At 62.9% G+C, this 15,409-nt stretch carries 14 protein-coding genes and 1 pseudogene; 10 read left to right on the forward strand and 5 right to left on the reverse strand.

Features of this window, described 5'->3' with window-relative positions:
- Positions 1–61: 61 nt before the first annotated feature.
- Together HU764_RS07345 and HU764_RS07350 are read right to left on the reverse strand one after the other, a co-directional pair.
- Positions 62–535, reverse strand: coding sequence for an SgcJ/EcaC family oxidoreductase (locus tag HU764_RS07345; RefSeq protein WP_081717453.1), 474 nt, complete (start codon positions 533–535; stop codon positions 62–64).
- A 94-nt stretch (positions 536–629) separates the two neighbouring features.
- Complete coding sequence (locus HU764_RS07350) at positions 630–797, reverse strand: DUF6026 family protein (RefSeq protein ID WP_177323874.1); 168 nt, start codon at positions 795–797, stop codon at positions 630–632.
- Between the two features lie 201 nt (positions 798–998).
- On the opposite strand from HU764_RS07350, the gene gnd reads away from it, so the two are divergent.
- From gnd to HU764_RS07390, 8 genes and pseudogenes are all read left to right on the forward strand, one after another.
- Positions 999–1,982 carry a phosphogluconate dehydrogenase (NAD(+)-dependent, decarboxylating) gene (gnd, locus tag HU764_RS07355; protein ID WP_186680879.1) on the forward strand — a complete coding sequence of 328 codons (984 nt, stop codon included), beginning with the start codon at positions 999–1,001 and terminating at the stop codon, positions 1,980–1,982.
- The gene (zwf, locus tag HU764_RS07360; RefSeq protein WP_186680881.1) at positions 1,979–3,484 is read left to right on the forward strand and encodes a glucose-6-phosphate dehydrogenase; all 1,506 of its coding nucleotides are present in this window, start codon (positions 1,979–1,981) and stop codon (positions 3,482–3,484) included. The genes gnd and zwf overlap by 4 nt, the downstream gene beginning before the upstream one ends.
- Before the next feature lie 148 nt (positions 3,485–3,632).
- Positions 3,633–5,429 (forward strand): glycoside hydrolase family 15 protein, encoded by a 1,797-nt coding sequence (locus HU764_RS07365; protein WP_186680883.1) that lies wholly within the window; start codon positions 3,633–3,635, stop codon positions 5,427–5,429.
- A 138-nt stretch (positions 5,430–5,567) separates the two neighbouring features.
- Positions 5,568–5,654: pseudogene (locus HU764_RS07370) on the forward strand (type II toxin-antitoxin system RelE/ParE family toxin); the annotation flags it as partial.
- Positions 5,655–5,669: 15 nt separating this feature from the next.
- Positions 5,670–5,957: a HigA family addiction module antitoxin gene (locus HU764_RS07375; RefSeq protein WP_099428796.1), complete on the forward strand. Its 288-nt coding sequence runs from the start codon at positions 5,670–5,672 to the stop codon at positions 5,955–5,957.
- A gap of 62 nt (positions 5,958–6,019) precedes the next feature.
- Positions 6,020–6,376, forward strand: a complete 357-nt coding sequence (locus tag HU764_RS07380; protein WP_186680885.1) for a VOC family protein — start codon at positions 6,020–6,022, stop codon at positions 6,374–6,376.
- Positions 6,376–6,996: a TetR/AcrR family transcriptional regulator gene (locus HU764_RS07385; RefSeq protein ID WP_027592763.1), complete on the forward strand. Its 621-nt coding sequence runs from the start codon at positions 6,376–6,378 to the stop codon at positions 6,994–6,996. The genes HU764_RS07380 and HU764_RS07385 overlap by 1 nt, the downstream gene beginning before the upstream one ends.
- A gap of 2 nt (positions 6,997–6,998) precedes the next feature.
- Entirely contained in the window at positions 6,999–7,394 is a 396-nt protein-coding gene (locus HU764_RS07390) for a DUF4440 domain-containing protein (protein ID WP_099454753.1), read from the forward strand.
- 141 nt (positions 7,395–7,535) lie between these two features.
- Here the strand turns inward: HU764_RS07390 and preA are convergent, their stop codons facing one another.
- From preA to hydA, 3 genes are all read right to left on the reverse strand, one after another.
- Positions 7,536–8,810: an NAD-dependent dihydropyrimidine dehydrogenase subunit PreA gene (gene preA / locus HU764_RS07395; protein ID WP_085272989.1), complete on the reverse strand. Its 1,275-nt coding sequence runs from the start codon at positions 8,808–8,810 to the stop codon at positions 7,536–7,538.
- A complete protein-coding gene (locus HU764_RS07400) occupies positions 8,811–10,178 on the reverse strand; it encodes an FAD-dependent oxidoreductase (protein ID WP_186681232.1) in 1,368 nt (455 codons plus the stop codon).
- Positions 10,179–10,285: 107 nt separating this feature from the next.
- Positions 10,286–11,725 (reverse strand): dihydropyrimidinase, encoded by a 1,440-nt coding sequence (gene hydA / locus HU764_RS07405; RefSeq protein ID WP_027592759.1) that lies wholly within the window; start codon positions 11,723–11,725, stop codon positions 10,286–10,288.
- Between the two features lie 625 nt (positions 11,726–12,350).
- Between hydA and HU764_RS07410 the strand changes: the two genes are divergently transcribed.
- Together HU764_RS07410 and HU764_RS07415 are read left to right on the forward strand one after the other, a co-directional pair.
- Positions 12,351–13,841 carry an NCS1 family nucleobase:cation symporter-1 gene (locus HU764_RS07410; RefSeq protein ID WP_186681230.1) on the forward strand — a complete coding sequence of 497 codons (1,491 nt, stop codon included), beginning with the start codon at positions 12,351–12,353 and terminating at the stop codon, positions 13,839–13,841.
- Between the two features lie 121 nt (positions 13,842–13,962).
- Positions 13,963–15,246, forward strand: coding sequence for a Zn-dependent hydrolase (locus HU764_RS07415; RefSeq protein ID WP_186703736.1), 1,284 nt, complete (start codon positions 13,963–13,965; stop codon positions 15,244–15,246).
- Positions 15,247–15,409 lie beyond the last annotated feature (163 nt).

Consider the following 15,409-nt stretch of genomic DNA (forward strand, 5'->3'; position numbering starts at 1 on the left):
TTCTCGCCCTCTTATGGGGCGGGTAAAACACGCAATTTGCAGGTGTCTTGCTAAGGCGACCTCAGCTTTGTGGCAACAGTGAGGAATGGTGGTGGCTGATCAGCCAGGCCTGCCCGTCCCAGCGGTAGGTGAAGGTGTAGCGCGCGGGTACCTGCTTGCCGTTGGCGGCAAAGTCGAAGGTGTACAGCCCTGCCAGGGTCATCTTGTTGCAACCAGGGGTCAGGTGAAGCGTGTCCAGCGTGCCACTTGGCCGATCAGCAAGAAAGTGCTGAAAGTAGTCGATTCGCTCGTCGGGGGTCAGCCGAGGCACCTTCGACACCGTGGGCAGCAATACCGCATCGTCGCTGTACAGTTTGGCGACGGCCGCCGCATCGCCAGTCTGCAGGCTGGCATTCCATTGCTCGAACAAGGCGCGGGACTCGGCCTCAGTCAGCGTCTGGCATTGTTGTGGCGGGTTTGTTTGTGGCGTGCTCGCCTGCGCCGGCAGGCAGGCGATGAGCAGGGCGGCAGGGAGCAAATAGGCAACGGGGGACATACGCGTATCCATCGGCGGATGCAGGCTCCGGAGCGGGCCTGCGGCGGATGCTACGGTAAGGAGGGCGTGCCCCCGTCAACGAGTAGAAAGTTCGTCAGCGGCTGACGGATTTTTCGCCAATATTGGCTTGTTCCAGCATTTGGCTGAGTTGCGCGACACGTTGTTGCAGCTGATCGCGTTCTTGCTTCAGGCGGGCCAGTTCATCACGGCGCACTGAGACGTAGAGTGTCTGGATGGGAGTCGCTGGCATCAAAGTACCCATTGCACACCTCGCAATTGGTGGAGACATTTTCAAGCGTAGTCGCTTCATGCGGGGCGCATTCTGAATTCTTTCACCGCCCGTGGGAACTTTTTTGTTTATCGTGGTCTTGCCGTTCGTCGCTGAACCCTTCGGCGGTACGCTGGACTAATCTGAAACGCTGAACTGTAGTCGTCATCTATTTCGCAAGGGGAGCATCGGCTCATGCAATTGGGAATCGTCGGGCTGGGCCGCATGGGCGGCAATATTGCAAGGCGCCTGATGCGCGCCGGCCACCGCACCGTGGTGCACGACCGCAACCGTGACGCCATCGTGGGGCTGGAGGGCGAGGGAGCCCAAGGTGCGCACGACCTCGGTGCACTGGTACAGAAACTCAAGGCACCGCGCGCGGTGTGGGTGATGCTGCCGGCCGGGGAGCCTACCGAGCAGACCATCGCCCAACTGGCCGAGCTGCTGGAACCGGGCGATGCGATCATCGACGGTGGCAACACCTTCTATAAAGACGACATGCGCCGTGCGGGCGAATTGGCCAAACGTGGCCTGCATTACCTGGACGTCGGTACCTCAGGGGGTGTGTGGGGGCTGGACCGTGGCTACTGCATGATGATCGGTGGCGAAAAGGACGTGTTCGAACGCCTCGAGCCGCTGTTCAAGGCGTTGGCACCCGGCGTTGGCGACATCCCGCGCACCCATGGCCGCGAAGGCGAGCACCAGCGCGCCGAGCATGGCTACATTCATGCAGGCCCGCCCGGTGCCGGTCACTACGTGAAAATGGTCCACAACGGCATCGAATACGGCCTGATGCAGGCCTACGCCGAAGGCTTCGATTTGCTGCGCAGCAAAGGCGGCAACGAGCTGCCGGAAGACCAGCGTTTCGACCTCAACGTGGCCGAAATCGCTGAAGTCTGGCGTCGTGGCAGTGTGGTGACCTCGTGGCTGCTCGACCTCACTGCCGACGCATTGGTAGCCGACCCGCAGTTGGCGCAGTTCAGTGGTTCGGTGTCGGACAGTGGCGAAGGCCGCTGGACCATCGACGCCGCCGTTGAGCAAGCCGTGCCAGTGCCAGTGCTGTCTAGCGCGCTGTTTGCACGCTTCCGCTCGCGCCAGCAGCAAGGCACTTACGGTGACAAGATCCTCTCGGCCATGCGCCTGGGCTTCGGTGGCCATGTCGAGAAGAAAGGCGAATGACTAAACAGACGATCCCTGCTGCACCGCCTTGTACCTTGTTTCTGTTTGGCGCCAATGGCGATCTGGTCAAGCGCCTGCTGATGCCGGCGCTGTACAACCTTAGCCGCGACGGGTTGCTGGACCGCAACCTGCGCATTGTCGGCGTCGACCACAATGCGGCCACTGCCGAAGCGTTCGCCGACCGCCTGCACGCGTTCATGCTGGAGCGGGACAAGGACAGTGAGGGGGGCGCCAAGTGCCTGGACGAAAAACTCTGGGGCCGCTTGGCCAAACAGCTCGACTACCAGACCGGCGACTTTCTGGACCCGGCCACTTACCAGGCCATCGCCAAGCGCATCGACGCGACCCGGCATGGCAACGCGATTTTCTACCTGGCGACATCGCCACGCTTCTTCCCCGAAGTGGCCCAACGCCTGGGCCAGGCCGGCTTGCTCGACGAGTCCGGCGGGGGCTTTCGTCGGGTCGTGGTGGAGAAGCCTTTCGGGACCGACCTTGCCAGCGCCGAGGCACTCAACGCCTGTTTGCTGAAGGTGATGGGCGAGCGGCAGATCTACCGCATCGACCATTACCTGGGTAAAGAGACGGTGCAGAACATCCTGGTCAGCCGCTTCTCCAACGGCCTGTTCGAGTCGTTCTGGAACAACCACTACATCGATCATGTGCAAATCACCGCCGCCGAGACCGTTGGCGTCGAGACCCGGGGTGCGTTCTATGACAACACCGGGGCCCTGCGCGACATGGTCCCCAACCACTTGTTCCAGTTGCTGGCGATGGTCGCCATGGAGCCACCGGCCGCCTTTGGCGCCGATGCGGTGCGTGGTGAAAAGGCCAAGGTGATCGGTGCCATTCGCCCGTGGTCGACGAAGATGGCGCTGAAGAACTCCGTGCGCGGTCAGTACAGCGCTGGCAAGCAGGGGCGCAAGCGCTTGGCCGGTTACCGCCAGGAGGCCAACGTAGCGCAAAACAGCCAGACCGAAACCTACGTAGCGCTGAAGGTGATGATCGACAACTGGCGCTGGGCCGGCGTGCCGTTCTACCTGCGTACCGGCAAGCGCATGAGCGTGCGCGACACCGAGATTGCCATCTGCTTCAAGCCTGCGCCGTATGCGCAGTTTCGCGAGTCGGAGCTGGAACGGCCCAAACCCAACTACCTGAAAATCCAGATCCAGCCCAATGAGGGCATGTGGTTCGACTTGCAGGCCAAGCGCCCAGGGCCGGAGCTGGTGATGGAGAACGTCGAGCTGGGCTTTGCCTACAAGGACTTCTTCAAGATGACCCCAGCAACGGGCTACGAGACGCTGATCTACGACTGCCTGACCGGCGATCAGACGTTGTTCCAGCGCGCCGACAACATCGAAAACGGCTGGCGCGCGGTACAGCCGTTTCTCGATGCCTGGGCCAAGGAAGGGGAGGTGCATGAATACCCGGCGGGTGAGGATGGGCCCGAGGCTGGCAATGAACTGCTGACCCGGGACAAGCGGGAATGGCACCGCCTGGGGTGACCTGATCAAGCGGTGTTGCCTGTGCCGGCCTCTTCGCGGGCAAGCCCGCTCCCACAGTCTTGAGCACTGTGCAGAACCTGTAGGAGCGGGCTTGCCCGCGAAGAGGCCAATACAGGCAACAGACCCGGCTCAATTGAAAGGAGATCCAATGCCCGCAGCTATCGAAGACTACGCCCTGCTCGGCAATTGCCGCAGCGCCGCCTTGGTCAGCCGGGATGGCTCGCTCGACTGGTTGTGCCTACCGCGCTTCGACGCCCCGGCGGTATTCGCAGCGCTGCTAGGCAACGATGAAAACGGCCGTTGGCGCCTGGCCCCCTGCGACCCGGTCGAACACACCAGCCGGCAATACCTGGACGACACCCTGGTGCTGGAAACCACCTGGGTCACCGCCTCAGGCCGGGCCCGCGTGCTGGACTTGATGCCTTTGGGCGAGGTCAACTCGGTCATCCGCATCGTCGAGGGGCTTGCTGGCGAAACCAACTTCGAACTGGACCTGGTGATGCGTTTCGACTACGGCCGCAGCGTGCCGTGGGTGGAACGGCTCGACCCCTTGACCCTCAGCGCCGTCGCCGGCCCAGACCGGTTGATCCTCAGCAGCACCGTGCCCCCGCATGCCCGCGACCACCACACCGTTGCACGTTTTCGCGTGCGTGCCGGTGAACGCCAGGTCTTCAGCCTGCGCCACCAGCCCTCGCACCTGCCTGTTCAGCCCGATTGCGATGTCGACACCGCGCTGGGGCAAACCATCGACCAATGGCAGGCCTTTGCCGCCCGCTGCCCGGAGGTCGGCCCTTATACCGCCCGGGTGCGTCGTTCGCTGCTCACGCTCAAGGCGATGACCTACGCGCCCACCGGCGGGATCGTTGCCGCGGTTACCACGTCGCTGCCCGAACGTATCGGCGGTGAACGCAACTGGGACTACCGCTTCTGCTGGCTGCGCGACGCCACCATGACCTTGTTGGCGTTCATGAACCTTGGCTACTTCGACGAAGCCCAGGCCTGGCGTGAATGGCTGCTGCGTTCGGTCGCCGGCAACCCCGAGCAGATGCAGATCATGTATGGCCTGGCCGGCGAGCGCGACTTGCAGGAATACACCTTGCCGTGGTTGGCCGGTTACGAGCACTCGCAGCCGGTGCGGGTGGGCAACGCGGCGTCGGGGCAGCGGCAGCTGGATATCTACGGCGAACTGGCCGATGCCATGAGCCAAGCAATCAAAGGCGGTTTGCCCCGCCACCCACGGAGCGCCGCGATTGCCCGGTTGATCCTGCCGTATGTCGAGCGCATCTGGCGTGAGCCCGATGAAGGTATCTGGGAAGTGCGCGGCGGCCGGCAGCATTTCGTGCACTCCAAGGTGATGGCCTGGGTGGCATTCGACCGCGCCGCAGGGTTGGCCGACACCACCGAAGAAGACCGCGCGCGCGGGCGGCATTACCGCCAGGTGGCGGATGAGATCCATCGGGACGTGTGTGAGAACGGGTTGGACCCCAGCGGCACATTTTTCGTGCAGGCCTATGGCGCCAACGAGTTGGACGCCAGCCTGCTGCACATCGCCTTGACCGGTTTTTTGCCAGCGGATGACCCTCGTTTTCTGCGCACCCTGCAGGAAATCGAGCAGCGTTTGCTGAAAAATGGCTTGCTGTTGCGCTATGACACCGACAGCTGCAGCGATGGCCTGACCCCGGGCGAGGGCACCTTCTTGGTGTGTTCGTTCTGGCTCGCCGACGTCTATGTCCTGCTGGGCCGGCAAGCGCAGGCGCAAGCCTTGTACGAACGGCTGAGCGGCCTGTGCAACGACCTCGGCTTGCTGGCGGAACAGTACGACCCGGCCGGCAAGCGAATGCTGGGTAACTTCCCGCAGGCGTTCAGCCATATCGGCATCATCAACACGGCACTGAACCTGCACCGTGCGCAGTGCCCGGCGCGGGACCGGGCGCGGTGTGGATAGTGTGCTACCCGCATGTGTTCTGGTCTCAATCAGCGTGTGACGCATGACGTCACATGTGATACTTTGCCATGTGTGATGTATAGGGTCACGCTATGCCTGTCTCCCAAATGGACGCGGCGAGCTACCCATGATCATCAGTCAGTCAGTGTTTCGGGTAACTGGCGGCTGATTTTTCGTTTTGTGGGTTCGGATGTCGAACTGGTTGATTACCTTGATTATCACTGAACAGGAGGGCTGATCATGCCTTTGCACAATCCGCCACACCCCGGCGAAACCTTGCGTGAGGACGTTCTGCCGGCGTTGGGCCTGACGGTGAAAGCCTTTGCGTCGCACCTGGGGTTCTCGCGTGAAGCGCTTTCTCGGGTGTTGCATGGCCGTGCCGCAATGTCTCCAGACCTCGCATTACGCCTGGAAATGGCCGGTATCAGTACGGCCAGGCTCTGGCTTGCCATCCAGGCCGATTACGACATTTGGCAAGCGCGTCACCGTCAGCAGCCCGTGGTCACGCGATTGTTCCAGGCTGCCTGATTCGATTGGGCGAAACGACCGGAGTAGACTGGGGCAATTACCTCTCTCAGCAAGGACTATGCATGAGCGTTCGTGGCCACGATCGGCAGATCGACAACATCGAATTCAACGTCGGCGATATCGCACGGAGCAAGGCGTTTTATGGCAGCGTGTTCGGCTGGCGTTTCACCGATTACGGGCCGAGTTACACGGAGTTCAGCGATGGTCGCCTGACCGGGGGCTTTACCACGGGTGAGCCGGTGCGCCCGGGTGGCCCGCTGGTCATCCTGTATGCGGACGATCTGGAGGCAACGCAGCAGCGGATTAAGGCGGCGGGGGCGGTGATCAGCCGGGCGACGTTTGCGTTCCCGGGTGGCCGGCGGTTCCATTTCGTGGACCCGGACGGCTATGAGCTGGCGGTGTGGACGGCCCAACCTTAATGGCCAACCACAAGATCGAGATCCGTCGGCGCAATATCGAGAAGATTCTTCAGGCAGCAGAAAAGGTATTCGCCGAAAAAGGCTACGGCGCTACCTCTATGGGCGACATCGCCGAACAGGCCGAGTTGCCGCGCTCCAACCTGCATTACTACTTCAGCACCAAGGACGAACTGTTCCGCGCGGTGCTGCAGGACCTGCTAGACGTGTGGAAACAGGACGCGCTGTGCTTCGAAAATTTCGATGACCCGCGGGTGGTGCTCACCAGTTACATCCGGGCCAAGATGGGCCACTCGCGCTCGCGCTCGCTGGGCTCCAAGATCTGGGCTGAAGAAATGCTGCACGGGGCGCCTGTGCTGGGCGTGAGCCTGGATGAAAGCCTCGTGCCATGGGCAAAGCTGAAGGAGGCCAAGATCCGCCGTTGGGTGGAAGAGGGCCGCATCTTGCCGGTGGAGCCGTCTGCACTGCTGTACATGATCTGGGCATCGACCCAGCATTATGCGGACTTCGGTTATCAGGTGGCGTTGCTCAATGGCGGCGAGGCATTGTCGGACAGGGCGTTTGAAAACGCGGTGCAGACGGTGACCAGCGTCATCCTGCGCGGCATTGGTTTGGAACCTTGAATATGACCTTGAGTGAACGGGCTGTACGCAGCATCCACGATGTACATGATCTGATCCATGCGGTATTCACCCGGCCCGCTGCGCAGACCGAGGCGCTTCGCAGCGAGTTGATGGCGGTGTTTGCCGACAACTTCAGTATGGTTACCACGACGGGCGCGATTGTTGATCACCAGCAGGTGGGGCAGTTGTTCGAGCGGGGGGCCGGCGTTCGACCAGGGCTGGAAATCGAGGTCAGTGACGTGCAGGTAGTGTGGCAGGCGGGTGCGAGTGTGGCGGTGCGCTACAAGGAGACCCACCGCTTGCCGGGGCAGGAGACTGCGCGGTATTCGTTGGCGATTGTGGAGTGTGACGAGCAGCGGGTGGTGTGGGTGTACTTGCATGAGACAGCGGTGGTTTGACCAGAGTTGGGGCCGCTTCGCAGCCCTTCGCGGGGCAAGCCCGCTCCCACAGGCGTCGTGTGCTATTTCAAGCAAGCAGAAATCCTGTGGGAGCGGGCTTGCCCCGCGAAGGGCCGCGCAGCGGCCCCGGCCTATTCAGCCTCAGCTCGCCTCGCGATAGGGGTTACGCGGATCCTGCGTCCAGTTCAGGTAAGGCTTGCCGGTATCCTGCGCCACCATGTCGATGCAGTTTTCCACCGGGCAGGTGATCTGGCACAGGTTGCAGCCCACGCATTCCTCCTCGATCACGCTGTAGACGTGGGTGCCGTCGGCCTTGGCCGTGCTGGCAATGGCCTGGTGCGAGGTGTCTTCGCAGGCGATATGGCAACGACCGCACCCAATGCAGGCGTCCTGGTCAATGTGCGCCACTGACTTGTAGTTGATGTCCAGGTACTTCCAGTCAGTGGTGTGCCCCACCGCCTGGCCTCTGAATGCTTCCAGGTTGCGGTGCCCATGCTGGTCCATCCAGCGCGCCAGGCCATCTTTCATGTCTTCGACAATGCGGAACCCGTGCAGCATCGCTGCCGTGCACACCTGCACGGCGCCACTGCCCAGGGCAATGAACTCGGCCGCGTCTCGCCAGTTGCCGATGCCGCCGATGCCACAGATGGGCAAGCCGCGTGTTTCCGGGTCGCGGGCGATTTCCGCGACCATGTTCAGCGCGATCGGCTTGACCGCCGAACCGCAATAGCCGCCATGGGTGCTCTGGTCGCCGACTATCGGGTGGGCCACCATGCGGTCCAGGTCCACGCTGGTGATCGAGTTGATGGTGTTGATCAACGACACCGCATCCGCCCCGCCACGGTGCGCGGCGCGGGCCGACTGGCGAATGTCGGTGATGTTGGGTGTGAGTTTCACGATCACCGGCAGGGCGCAATAGGTCTTGCACCAGCGGGTGACCATCTCCACATATTCCGGTACCTGGCCGACTGCTGCGCCCATGCCGCGCTCAGGCATGCCGTGGGGGCAGCCGAAGTTCAGCTCGATACCATCAGCGCCCGTGGCCTCCACCAGAGGTAGGATGAACTTCCAGGATTCTTCCTCGCACGGCACCATCAACGACACGATTAGCGCACGGTCGGGCCAGTCCTTCTTCACCTGGGTGATCTCGCGCAGGTTGATTTCCAGCGAGCGGTCGGTGATCAATTCGATGTTGTTGATCCCCTGCACCTGGCGGTTGGGGCCGTAGTGCGCCGAGTAGCGCGACGACACGTTGACCGCCGCCGGGTCTTCGCCCAGGGTTTTCCAGACCACACCGCCCCAGCCAGCCTCGAAGGCGCGGACCACGTTGTAGGCCTTGTCGGTGGGGGGCGCCGAGGCCAGCCAGAACGGGTTGGGTGCCTTGATGCCGGCAAATTCGATAGACAAGTCGGCCATTTACGCTGCCTCCACGTTGAGCATGAGTTGGGCATGGATGGCTTCAGCGGCCAGCTTGCCGTGCTGCACAGCCTGGACGGTGAGGTCCTGGCCCAATGCGGTACAGTCGCCGCCCGCGTAGACGCCCGCCAGGCTGGTGCGCATGTGCGCATCGACGCGGATGCGTTCACCCTCGCGGGCCAGCTGCGCCGCCACGGGGTCGGCGAGGCTGGCGTCATCGAAGCGTTGGCCGATGGCCTTGAAGATCGCATCGGCGGCCAGCTCGAAGGTTTCGCCGGTGTCGCGCAGGCGCCCGTCGGCAAGCTCGGTGCGGGCGAAGCGCATGCCGCGCACCTGGCCGGCATCGTCCAGCAGTACCGCCTCGGGGCGCGCCCAGGTGTGCAGGCGCACTTGGTTGGCCTTGGCGATGTCTTGCTCGTGATCGGTGGCGCCCATGTCGGCGTGGCCGCGGCGGTACACCAGGTTGACGTCATGGGCGCCCAGGCGGCTCATCTGCACGGCCATGTCGATGGCGGTGTTGCCGGCGCCAATCACCAGGCAGCGGTCGGCCAGCGGCAGTTGGCTCAGGTCATCGGCCTGGCGCAGTTCGCGGATGTACTGCGTGGCGGCGAGCACCCCAGGTGCCTCTTCATCGGCCAAGCCGAGCTGGCGCACCGCATTCAGGCCCAGGCCCAGGAACACCGCGTCGTATTGATCGCGCAGCTCGCCCAGGCCAAGGTTGTCCCCCAGGCGTTGGCCGTGGCGGATTTCGATGCCACCGATGCCCAGCAGGAATTCCACTTCGCGCTGGGCGTAGTCGTCTACCAGTTTGTAGCGGGCGATACCGTATTCGTTGAGGCCACCTGCTTTTTCGCAGGCTTCGAACACCACCACGTCATGCCCATGCATGGCCAGGCGATGCGCGCAGGACAACCCCGCAGGGCCGGCGCCGACCACGGCGATGCGCTTGCCGGTAGCGGGGGAGCGGGTGAAGGGGTGCTCGGTGAAGTGCGCGTTGTCCAGCGCATAGCGTTGCAACTGGCCGATCAGCACCGGTGCGCATTCTTGGGCGTTGTTGCGTACGCAGGCCTGTTGGCAGAGGATCTCGGTCGGGCAGACACGGGCGCAACTGCCGCCGAGAATATTGGCCGAGAGAATGCGTTCGGCGGCGCCTTGCAGGTTCTCGTCACTGATGCGGTGGATGAACGAGGGAATGTCGATTTCGCTGGGGCACGCATTGACGCAGGGCGCGTCGTAGCAATACAGGCAGCGTGCGCTCTCCACGGCGGCCTGGCGGGCGGTGAGGGGAGGGGCGAGATCGCCGAAGCGCTCGGCCAGCTGGTCGGCGCCGGCCCGGGGGCGCGGCAAGTGGTTCAGGGCATCGATCACGGTTGTAGCCTCTCTTTTCTTTTTTGGATGTGGCAGTCAACGGCAATACGGCGCCGCCCGGCCTCTTCAGGGCCGGTACGGCAGTGCAGGTGCAGTGCGGGTAATGCTCAGCGCTGAACGGGTGTCGGGCGCTGTTGCTCGGCGCGGCGGCCTAACACCTCGTACACCGAGGGGTAGGCCGGGCGCTCCACGTAACGACCGGCGCCAGGTTCGGCGCGCAAGTCGCCATCGGCCCACAGCACACGGCCCTGGCTGATGGTGTGGCTGGGGATGCCGCGAACGGTGCGGCCTTCGAAAATGTTGAAGTCCACGCGCTGGTGGTGGGTTTGCGCCGAAATCGTCCGCGTGCCCTGTGGGTCCCACAGCACCAGGTCAGCGTCGGCACCGACGCGTATCGCGCCCTTGCGCGGGAACAGGTTGAAGATCTTGGCCGTGTTGGTGGAGGTCAGCGCGACGAATTCCTGCATTGACAAGCGCCCACTGTTGACTCCGGCATCCCACAGCACCGCCATGCGGTCTTCGATGCCGGCGGTGCCATTGGGGATGCGGCTGAAGTCATCGCGGCCCATGGCCTTTTGTTCGGCGCAGAAGCAGCAGTGGTCGGTGGCGGTGGTGTGCAGGTTACCCGACTGCAGGCCGCGCCACAGGGCTTCCTGGTGTTCCCGCGGGCGGAAGGGCGGGCTCATTACATAGCCTGCGGCCGTGGCCCAATCCGGATTGCGGTAGACGCTGTCGTCGAGCAGCAGGTGGCCTGGCAGTACTTCACCATACACCGGCTGGCCTTTGGCCCGAGCGTAGGTGATCTCGTCCAGGGCTTCGCGGCTCGAGATGTGCACCACATACAGCGGCGTACCGATGGTTTCGGCAATACGGATAGCACGGCTGGCCGCCTCGCCTTCGACCTGCGAAGGGCGCGACAGCGGGTGTGCCTCTGGCCCGGTCAGGCCTTGGGCCAGCAGCTTGTTCTGCAGGTGGTAGACCAGCTCGCCGTTCTCGGCATGCACGGTAGGCACCGCGCCCAGTTGCAGGCAGCGCTCGAAGCTGGCGACCAAGGTATCGTCGGCCGCCATGATGGCGTTCTTGTACGCCATGAAGTGCTTGAAGCTGTTCACCCCGTGGTTGGCCACCAGCTCGCCCATCTCTTCTGCGACCTGCTCGCTCCACCAGGTGATGGCGACGTGGAAGCCGTAGTCGCAGGCACTCTTTTGCGCCCAGCCACGCCAGGTGTGAAAGGCTTCCAGCAATGACTGCTGCGGGTTGGGGATGACGAAGTCGATGATGGAGGTGGTACCACCGGCCAGGCCGGCAGCGGTGCCGCTGAAGAAGTCTTCGCTGGCCACGGTGCCCATGAAGGGCAGTTGCATGTGGGTGTGCGGGTCGATGCCGCCGGGCATCAGGTACTGGCCACTGCCGTCGAGGATTTCGCAGTCGGTGGGCGGTTCGAGGTTTGCGCCTATGGCCGCTATCAGGCCATCGACACACAGGACATCGGCGGTGTAACGCTCTTCGTGGGTGATCACGGTGGCACCACGGATCAACAGGGACATGCCGTCTTCCTCGCAGGCTGACCGGTCTGGGCCGGTTCTTGAATTGTTATACGCCAGTGACTGCCGGTGATCGAAGGGTAGCCTACAATCCTGTCAGGCCTGACAAGAATGGAATCTAGATGGTGATTTGGGATTGTTCAAGAAAATAATTTATGAGCTTATAACTTTCGTAACTTATTGATATTTAGATAATTATTGTTTGAATCACCAAAATGGTGAGGCCTTTCACCATTTTGACGCACTTGACAAGAAGCCAAATTGGTCAAGATTTTCCATGCAAAATCAGCTGCTTGATAGCGGGCCAGAAGACGCCTGCCGCGTGGCTGAAAAAACAGGCTGCACCGGTTTGAAACACGCGCCGGACGCAAGCCTGGCTTGAGCGGGCGCAACAGGCAGGCGAAGGGATAACCGTGCTTTCGCTTTGCGTCGATAAATGCCTTGCAGTTCAGTTGATTACCTCCGGTCGGCGGCGGCCACCCGGGACGGCTCAGGCCAACCCGGCACGTAATTTGAGTACGGCCACAACCGCCAGGCCGGACCGGAGGAGCAGTACTGGTGGTGTGTGTACTCCGGCCATCGCTTTAGCCCGATGAGCAAACAATTAGAAAAACCTGGAGAAGGCCCCATGCAACAGAGCAGATCGCAAGTGATCGAGCAGGATGGCCTGTTCGAGCTGGAGGCAGGCACTGACGTGCTCGACAGCTCGCGCTACAACCACGACATCGCACCCACCAAGGTGCACCAACGCACCTGGAACAAATGGCACATCACCGCCCTGTGGGTGGGTATGTCCATCTGCGTGCCCACCTACACCCTCGGCGGCGTGCTCACGGCCTACTTTGGCCTGAGCGTGGGCGAGGCGCTGCTGGCCATTCTGCTGGCCAACCTCATCGTGCTGATCCCGCTGACCCTCAACGCGTTCCCTGGCACCAAGTACGGCATCCCGTTTCCGGTGCTGTTGCGTTCCTCGTTTGGCATCCTCGGCTCGAACGTGCCGTGCTTGATTCGCGCGGTGGTCGCTTGCGGCTGGTTCGGCATCCAGACGATGTTCGGCGGCCTGGCCATTCACCTGTTCCTCGGCTCGATGTTCGATGGCTGGAAGGCTCTGGAGGGCACCGGGGAGGTGATCGGCTTCATGATTTTCTGGGCGCTTAACTTGTGGGTGGTGTTGCGCGGGGCGGAGTCGATCAAATGGCTCGAAACGCTTTCGGCGCCGTTGCTGGTGGCGGTGGGCGTGGGCCTGCTGTTCTGGGCACTGCCGCACATGTCGATGACCGAGTTGCTGGCGCAGCCGCCCAAGCGGCCAGAGGGCGTCAGCGTGGTCAGCTACTTCTGTGCCGGGCTCACCGCCATGGTCGGTTTCTGGGCCACGCTCTCGCTGAACATTCCCGACTTCAGCCGGTACGCCAAAAGCCAGAAGGACCAGATACTGGGGCAGATCTTCGGCCTGCCGCTGACCATGTTCCTGTTCGCGGCATTGGGTGTGGTGCTGACCGCAGCGTCCGCGTCGCTGGTGGGTGAAACGGTGTCTGACCCGGTCAGCCTGATCGGCAAGATCCAAAGCCCGGGCTGGGTGGCGCTGGCCATGGCGTTGATCGTGATCGCCACGTTGTCGACCAACACGGCGGCGAACATCGTCTCGCCCACCAACGACTTCCAGAACATCGCGCCACGCCTGATCGGGCGAAGCCGCGCGGTGTGGCTGACCGGGTTTATCGGCTTGGCGCTGATGGGCCATGAACTGCTCAAGAAGCTGGGCTGGATCGTCTCGGACCTGAGCCTGGAAAGCGTTTATTCGAACTGGTTGCTGGGTTACTCGAGCCTGCTCGGGCCGATTGCCGGAATCATGGTGGTGGACTATTTCCTGATCCGTCGCCAGCGCCTGGACTTGGCCGGGTTGTACCGCGATGACGTGTATCCGGCCTGGAACTGGGCTGGGTTTGCCGCCTTCGGCGTCCCGGTGGCGCTGACCGTGATGTCGATCGGCAACAGCAGCTTCAGCTGGTTCTACGACTATGGCTGGTTCACCGGCTCGCTGCTGGGTGGGGCGTTGTACTACGTCCTGGGTGGCTTGGCGGCGCGCAGCCCGGCGCGGTTGGCCAAGCCGTTGCCGTGATACTGAGTTTGCCTCTTCGCGGGCAAGCCCGCTCCCACAGGCTACGGCACGTTCAATGTGGGAGCGGGCTTGCCCGCGAAGAGGCCCTGATAAACAACAAAAAAGCCTGAGGGGAAAACCCATGACTCCAGTCCACGATATCCTCAAGACCACCGCCCGCCATGTTGACAGCGCACGCCTGTGGCAATCGCTGATGGACCTTGCCCGCCTCGGCGCCACGGCCAAAGGCGGTGTCTGCCGGCTGGCGCTGACCGACCTTGACCGCCAGGCCCGCGACCTCTTCGTCGAGTGGTGCGAGGCAGCCGGTTGCACCGTGAGTGTCGATGCGGTCGGCAATATTTTCGCCCGCCGCCCGGGGCGCAACCCCAAGCTGCCACCGGTGATGACCGGCAGCCATATCGATACCCAGCCCACCGGCGGCAAGTTTGATGGCTGTTATGGGGTGATGGCCGGGCTGGAGGTGATCCGCACCCTCAACGACCTCGGCGTTGAAACCGAAGCGCCGTTGGAAGTGGTGGTGTGGACCAACGAGGAGGGCTCGCGCTTTGCCCCCTGCATGATGGGCTCTGGGGTGTTCGCCGGTAAGTTCACGCTGGAAGAGACGCTGGCCAAGCGTGATGCACAGGGGGTGAGTGTTGGCGAGGCGCTCGATGCGATCGGTTACGCCGGCCAGCGCGCGGTACTCGGCCACCCGGTGGGGGCTTATTTTGAAGCGCATATCGAGCAGGGGCCGATCCTTGAAGACCAGGCCAAGACCATCGGCGTGGTGTTGGGTGCGCTGGGCCAGAAGTGGTTCGACCTGACCCTGCGCGGGGTCGAAGCCCATGCCGGCCCAACGCCCATGCACTTGCGCAAGGATGCCTTGGTGGGCGCTGCCGCCGTGGTCGAGGCAGTCAACCGTACGGCCCTTGGGCACCAGCCACATGCCTGTGGCACGGTGGGTTGCCTGCAGGCCTACCCAGGGTCACGCAACGTGATCCCGGGTGAGGTGCGCATGACCCTGGACTTCCGTCACCTTGAAGGCGAGCAACTGGACGCGATGATTGCCGAGGTGCGTGGGGTGATCGAGAGCACCTGCGCCAAGCATGGCCTGGCGCATGAGCTGATCCCTACGGCGGATTTCCCGGCCCTGTATTTCGACAAGGCCTGCGTCGATGCCGTGCGCGATTCGGCAGGTGCGCTGGGCCTGCCGCACATGGATATCGTCAGTGGAGCCGGGCATGACGCGATCTTCCTGGCCGAATTGGGGCCAGCAGGGATGATCTTCGTGCCTTGCGAGAATGGCATCAGCCACAACGAAATCGAGAACGCCACGCCGGAGGACCTGGCGGCGGGGTGTGCGGTGTTGTTGCGGGCGATGCTGGCAGCGTCGGAGGCGATTGCCAGTGGGCGGTTGGCGGCGTAGGGGGTGTATGTCTTGAAGGGGTGGTTCGGCTGACAGGTGCCTGGCGGGAGGTTTTCATCGCCTATGAGATCGAGCGCCGCCCGCGCGGCGCATCGCGAGCAACGCTCGCTCCTACGTTTGTTTTTGGCCAATAACGCCTGTGGCAGGCGCGCGCGACCGCCTT

Source organism: Pseudomonas kermanshahensis, from assembly GCF_014269205.2.
Classification (GTDB): Bacteria; Pseudomonadota; Gammaproteobacteria; order Pseudomonadales; family Pseudomonadaceae; genus Aquipseudomonas; species Aquipseudomonas kermanshahensis.

Coding starts and splice junctions, on each gene's coding strand:
- HU764_RS07345 (WP_081717453.1), bottom strand. CDS start 535: ATGTCCCCCGTTGCCTATTTGCTCCCTGCCGCCCTGCTCATCGCCTGC.
- HU764_RS07375 (WP_099428796.1), top strand. CDS start 5,670: ATGCCTTTGCACAATCCGCCACACCCCGGCGAAACCTTGCGTGAGGAC.
- HU764_RS07385 (WP_027592763.1), top strand. CDS start 6,376: ATGGCCAACCACAAGATCGAGATCCGTCGGCGCAATATCGAGAAGATT.
- hydA (WP_027592759.1), bottom strand. CDS start 11,725: ATGTCCCTGTTGATCCGTGGTGCCACCGTGATCACCCACGAAGAGCGT.
- gnd (WP_186680879.1), top strand. CDS start 999: ATGCAATTGGGAATCGTCGGGCTGGGCCGCATGGGCGGCAATATTGCA.
- HU764_RS07350 (WP_177323874.1), bottom strand. CDS start 797: ATGGGTACTTTGATGCCAGCGACTCCCATCCAGACACTCTACGTCTCA.
- HU764_RS07365 (WP_186680883.1), top strand. CDS start 3,633: ATGCCCGCAGCTATCGAAGACTACGCCCTGCTCGGCAATTGCCGCAGC.
- preA (WP_085272989.1), bottom strand. CDS start 8,810: ATGGCCGACTTGTCTATCGAATTTGCCGGCATCAAGGCACCCAACCCG.
- HU764_RS07410 (WP_186681230.1), top strand. CDS start 12,351: ATGCAACAGAGCAGATCGCAAGTGATCGAGCAGGATGGCCTGTTCGAG.
- HU764_RS07380 (WP_186680885.1), top strand. CDS start 6,020: ATGAGCGTTCGTGGCCACGATCGGCAGATCGACAACATCGAATTCAAC.
- zwf (WP_186680881.1), top strand. CDS start 1,979: ATGACTAAACAGACGATCCCTGCTGCACCGCCTTGTACCTTGTTTCTG.
- HU764_RS07390 (WP_099454753.1), top strand. CDS start 6,999: ATGACCTTGAGTGAACGGGCTGTACGCAGCATCCACGATGTACATGAT.
- HU764_RS07415 (WP_186703736.1), top strand. CDS start 13,963: ATGACTCCAGTCCACGATATCCTCAAGACCACCGCCCGCCATGTTGAC.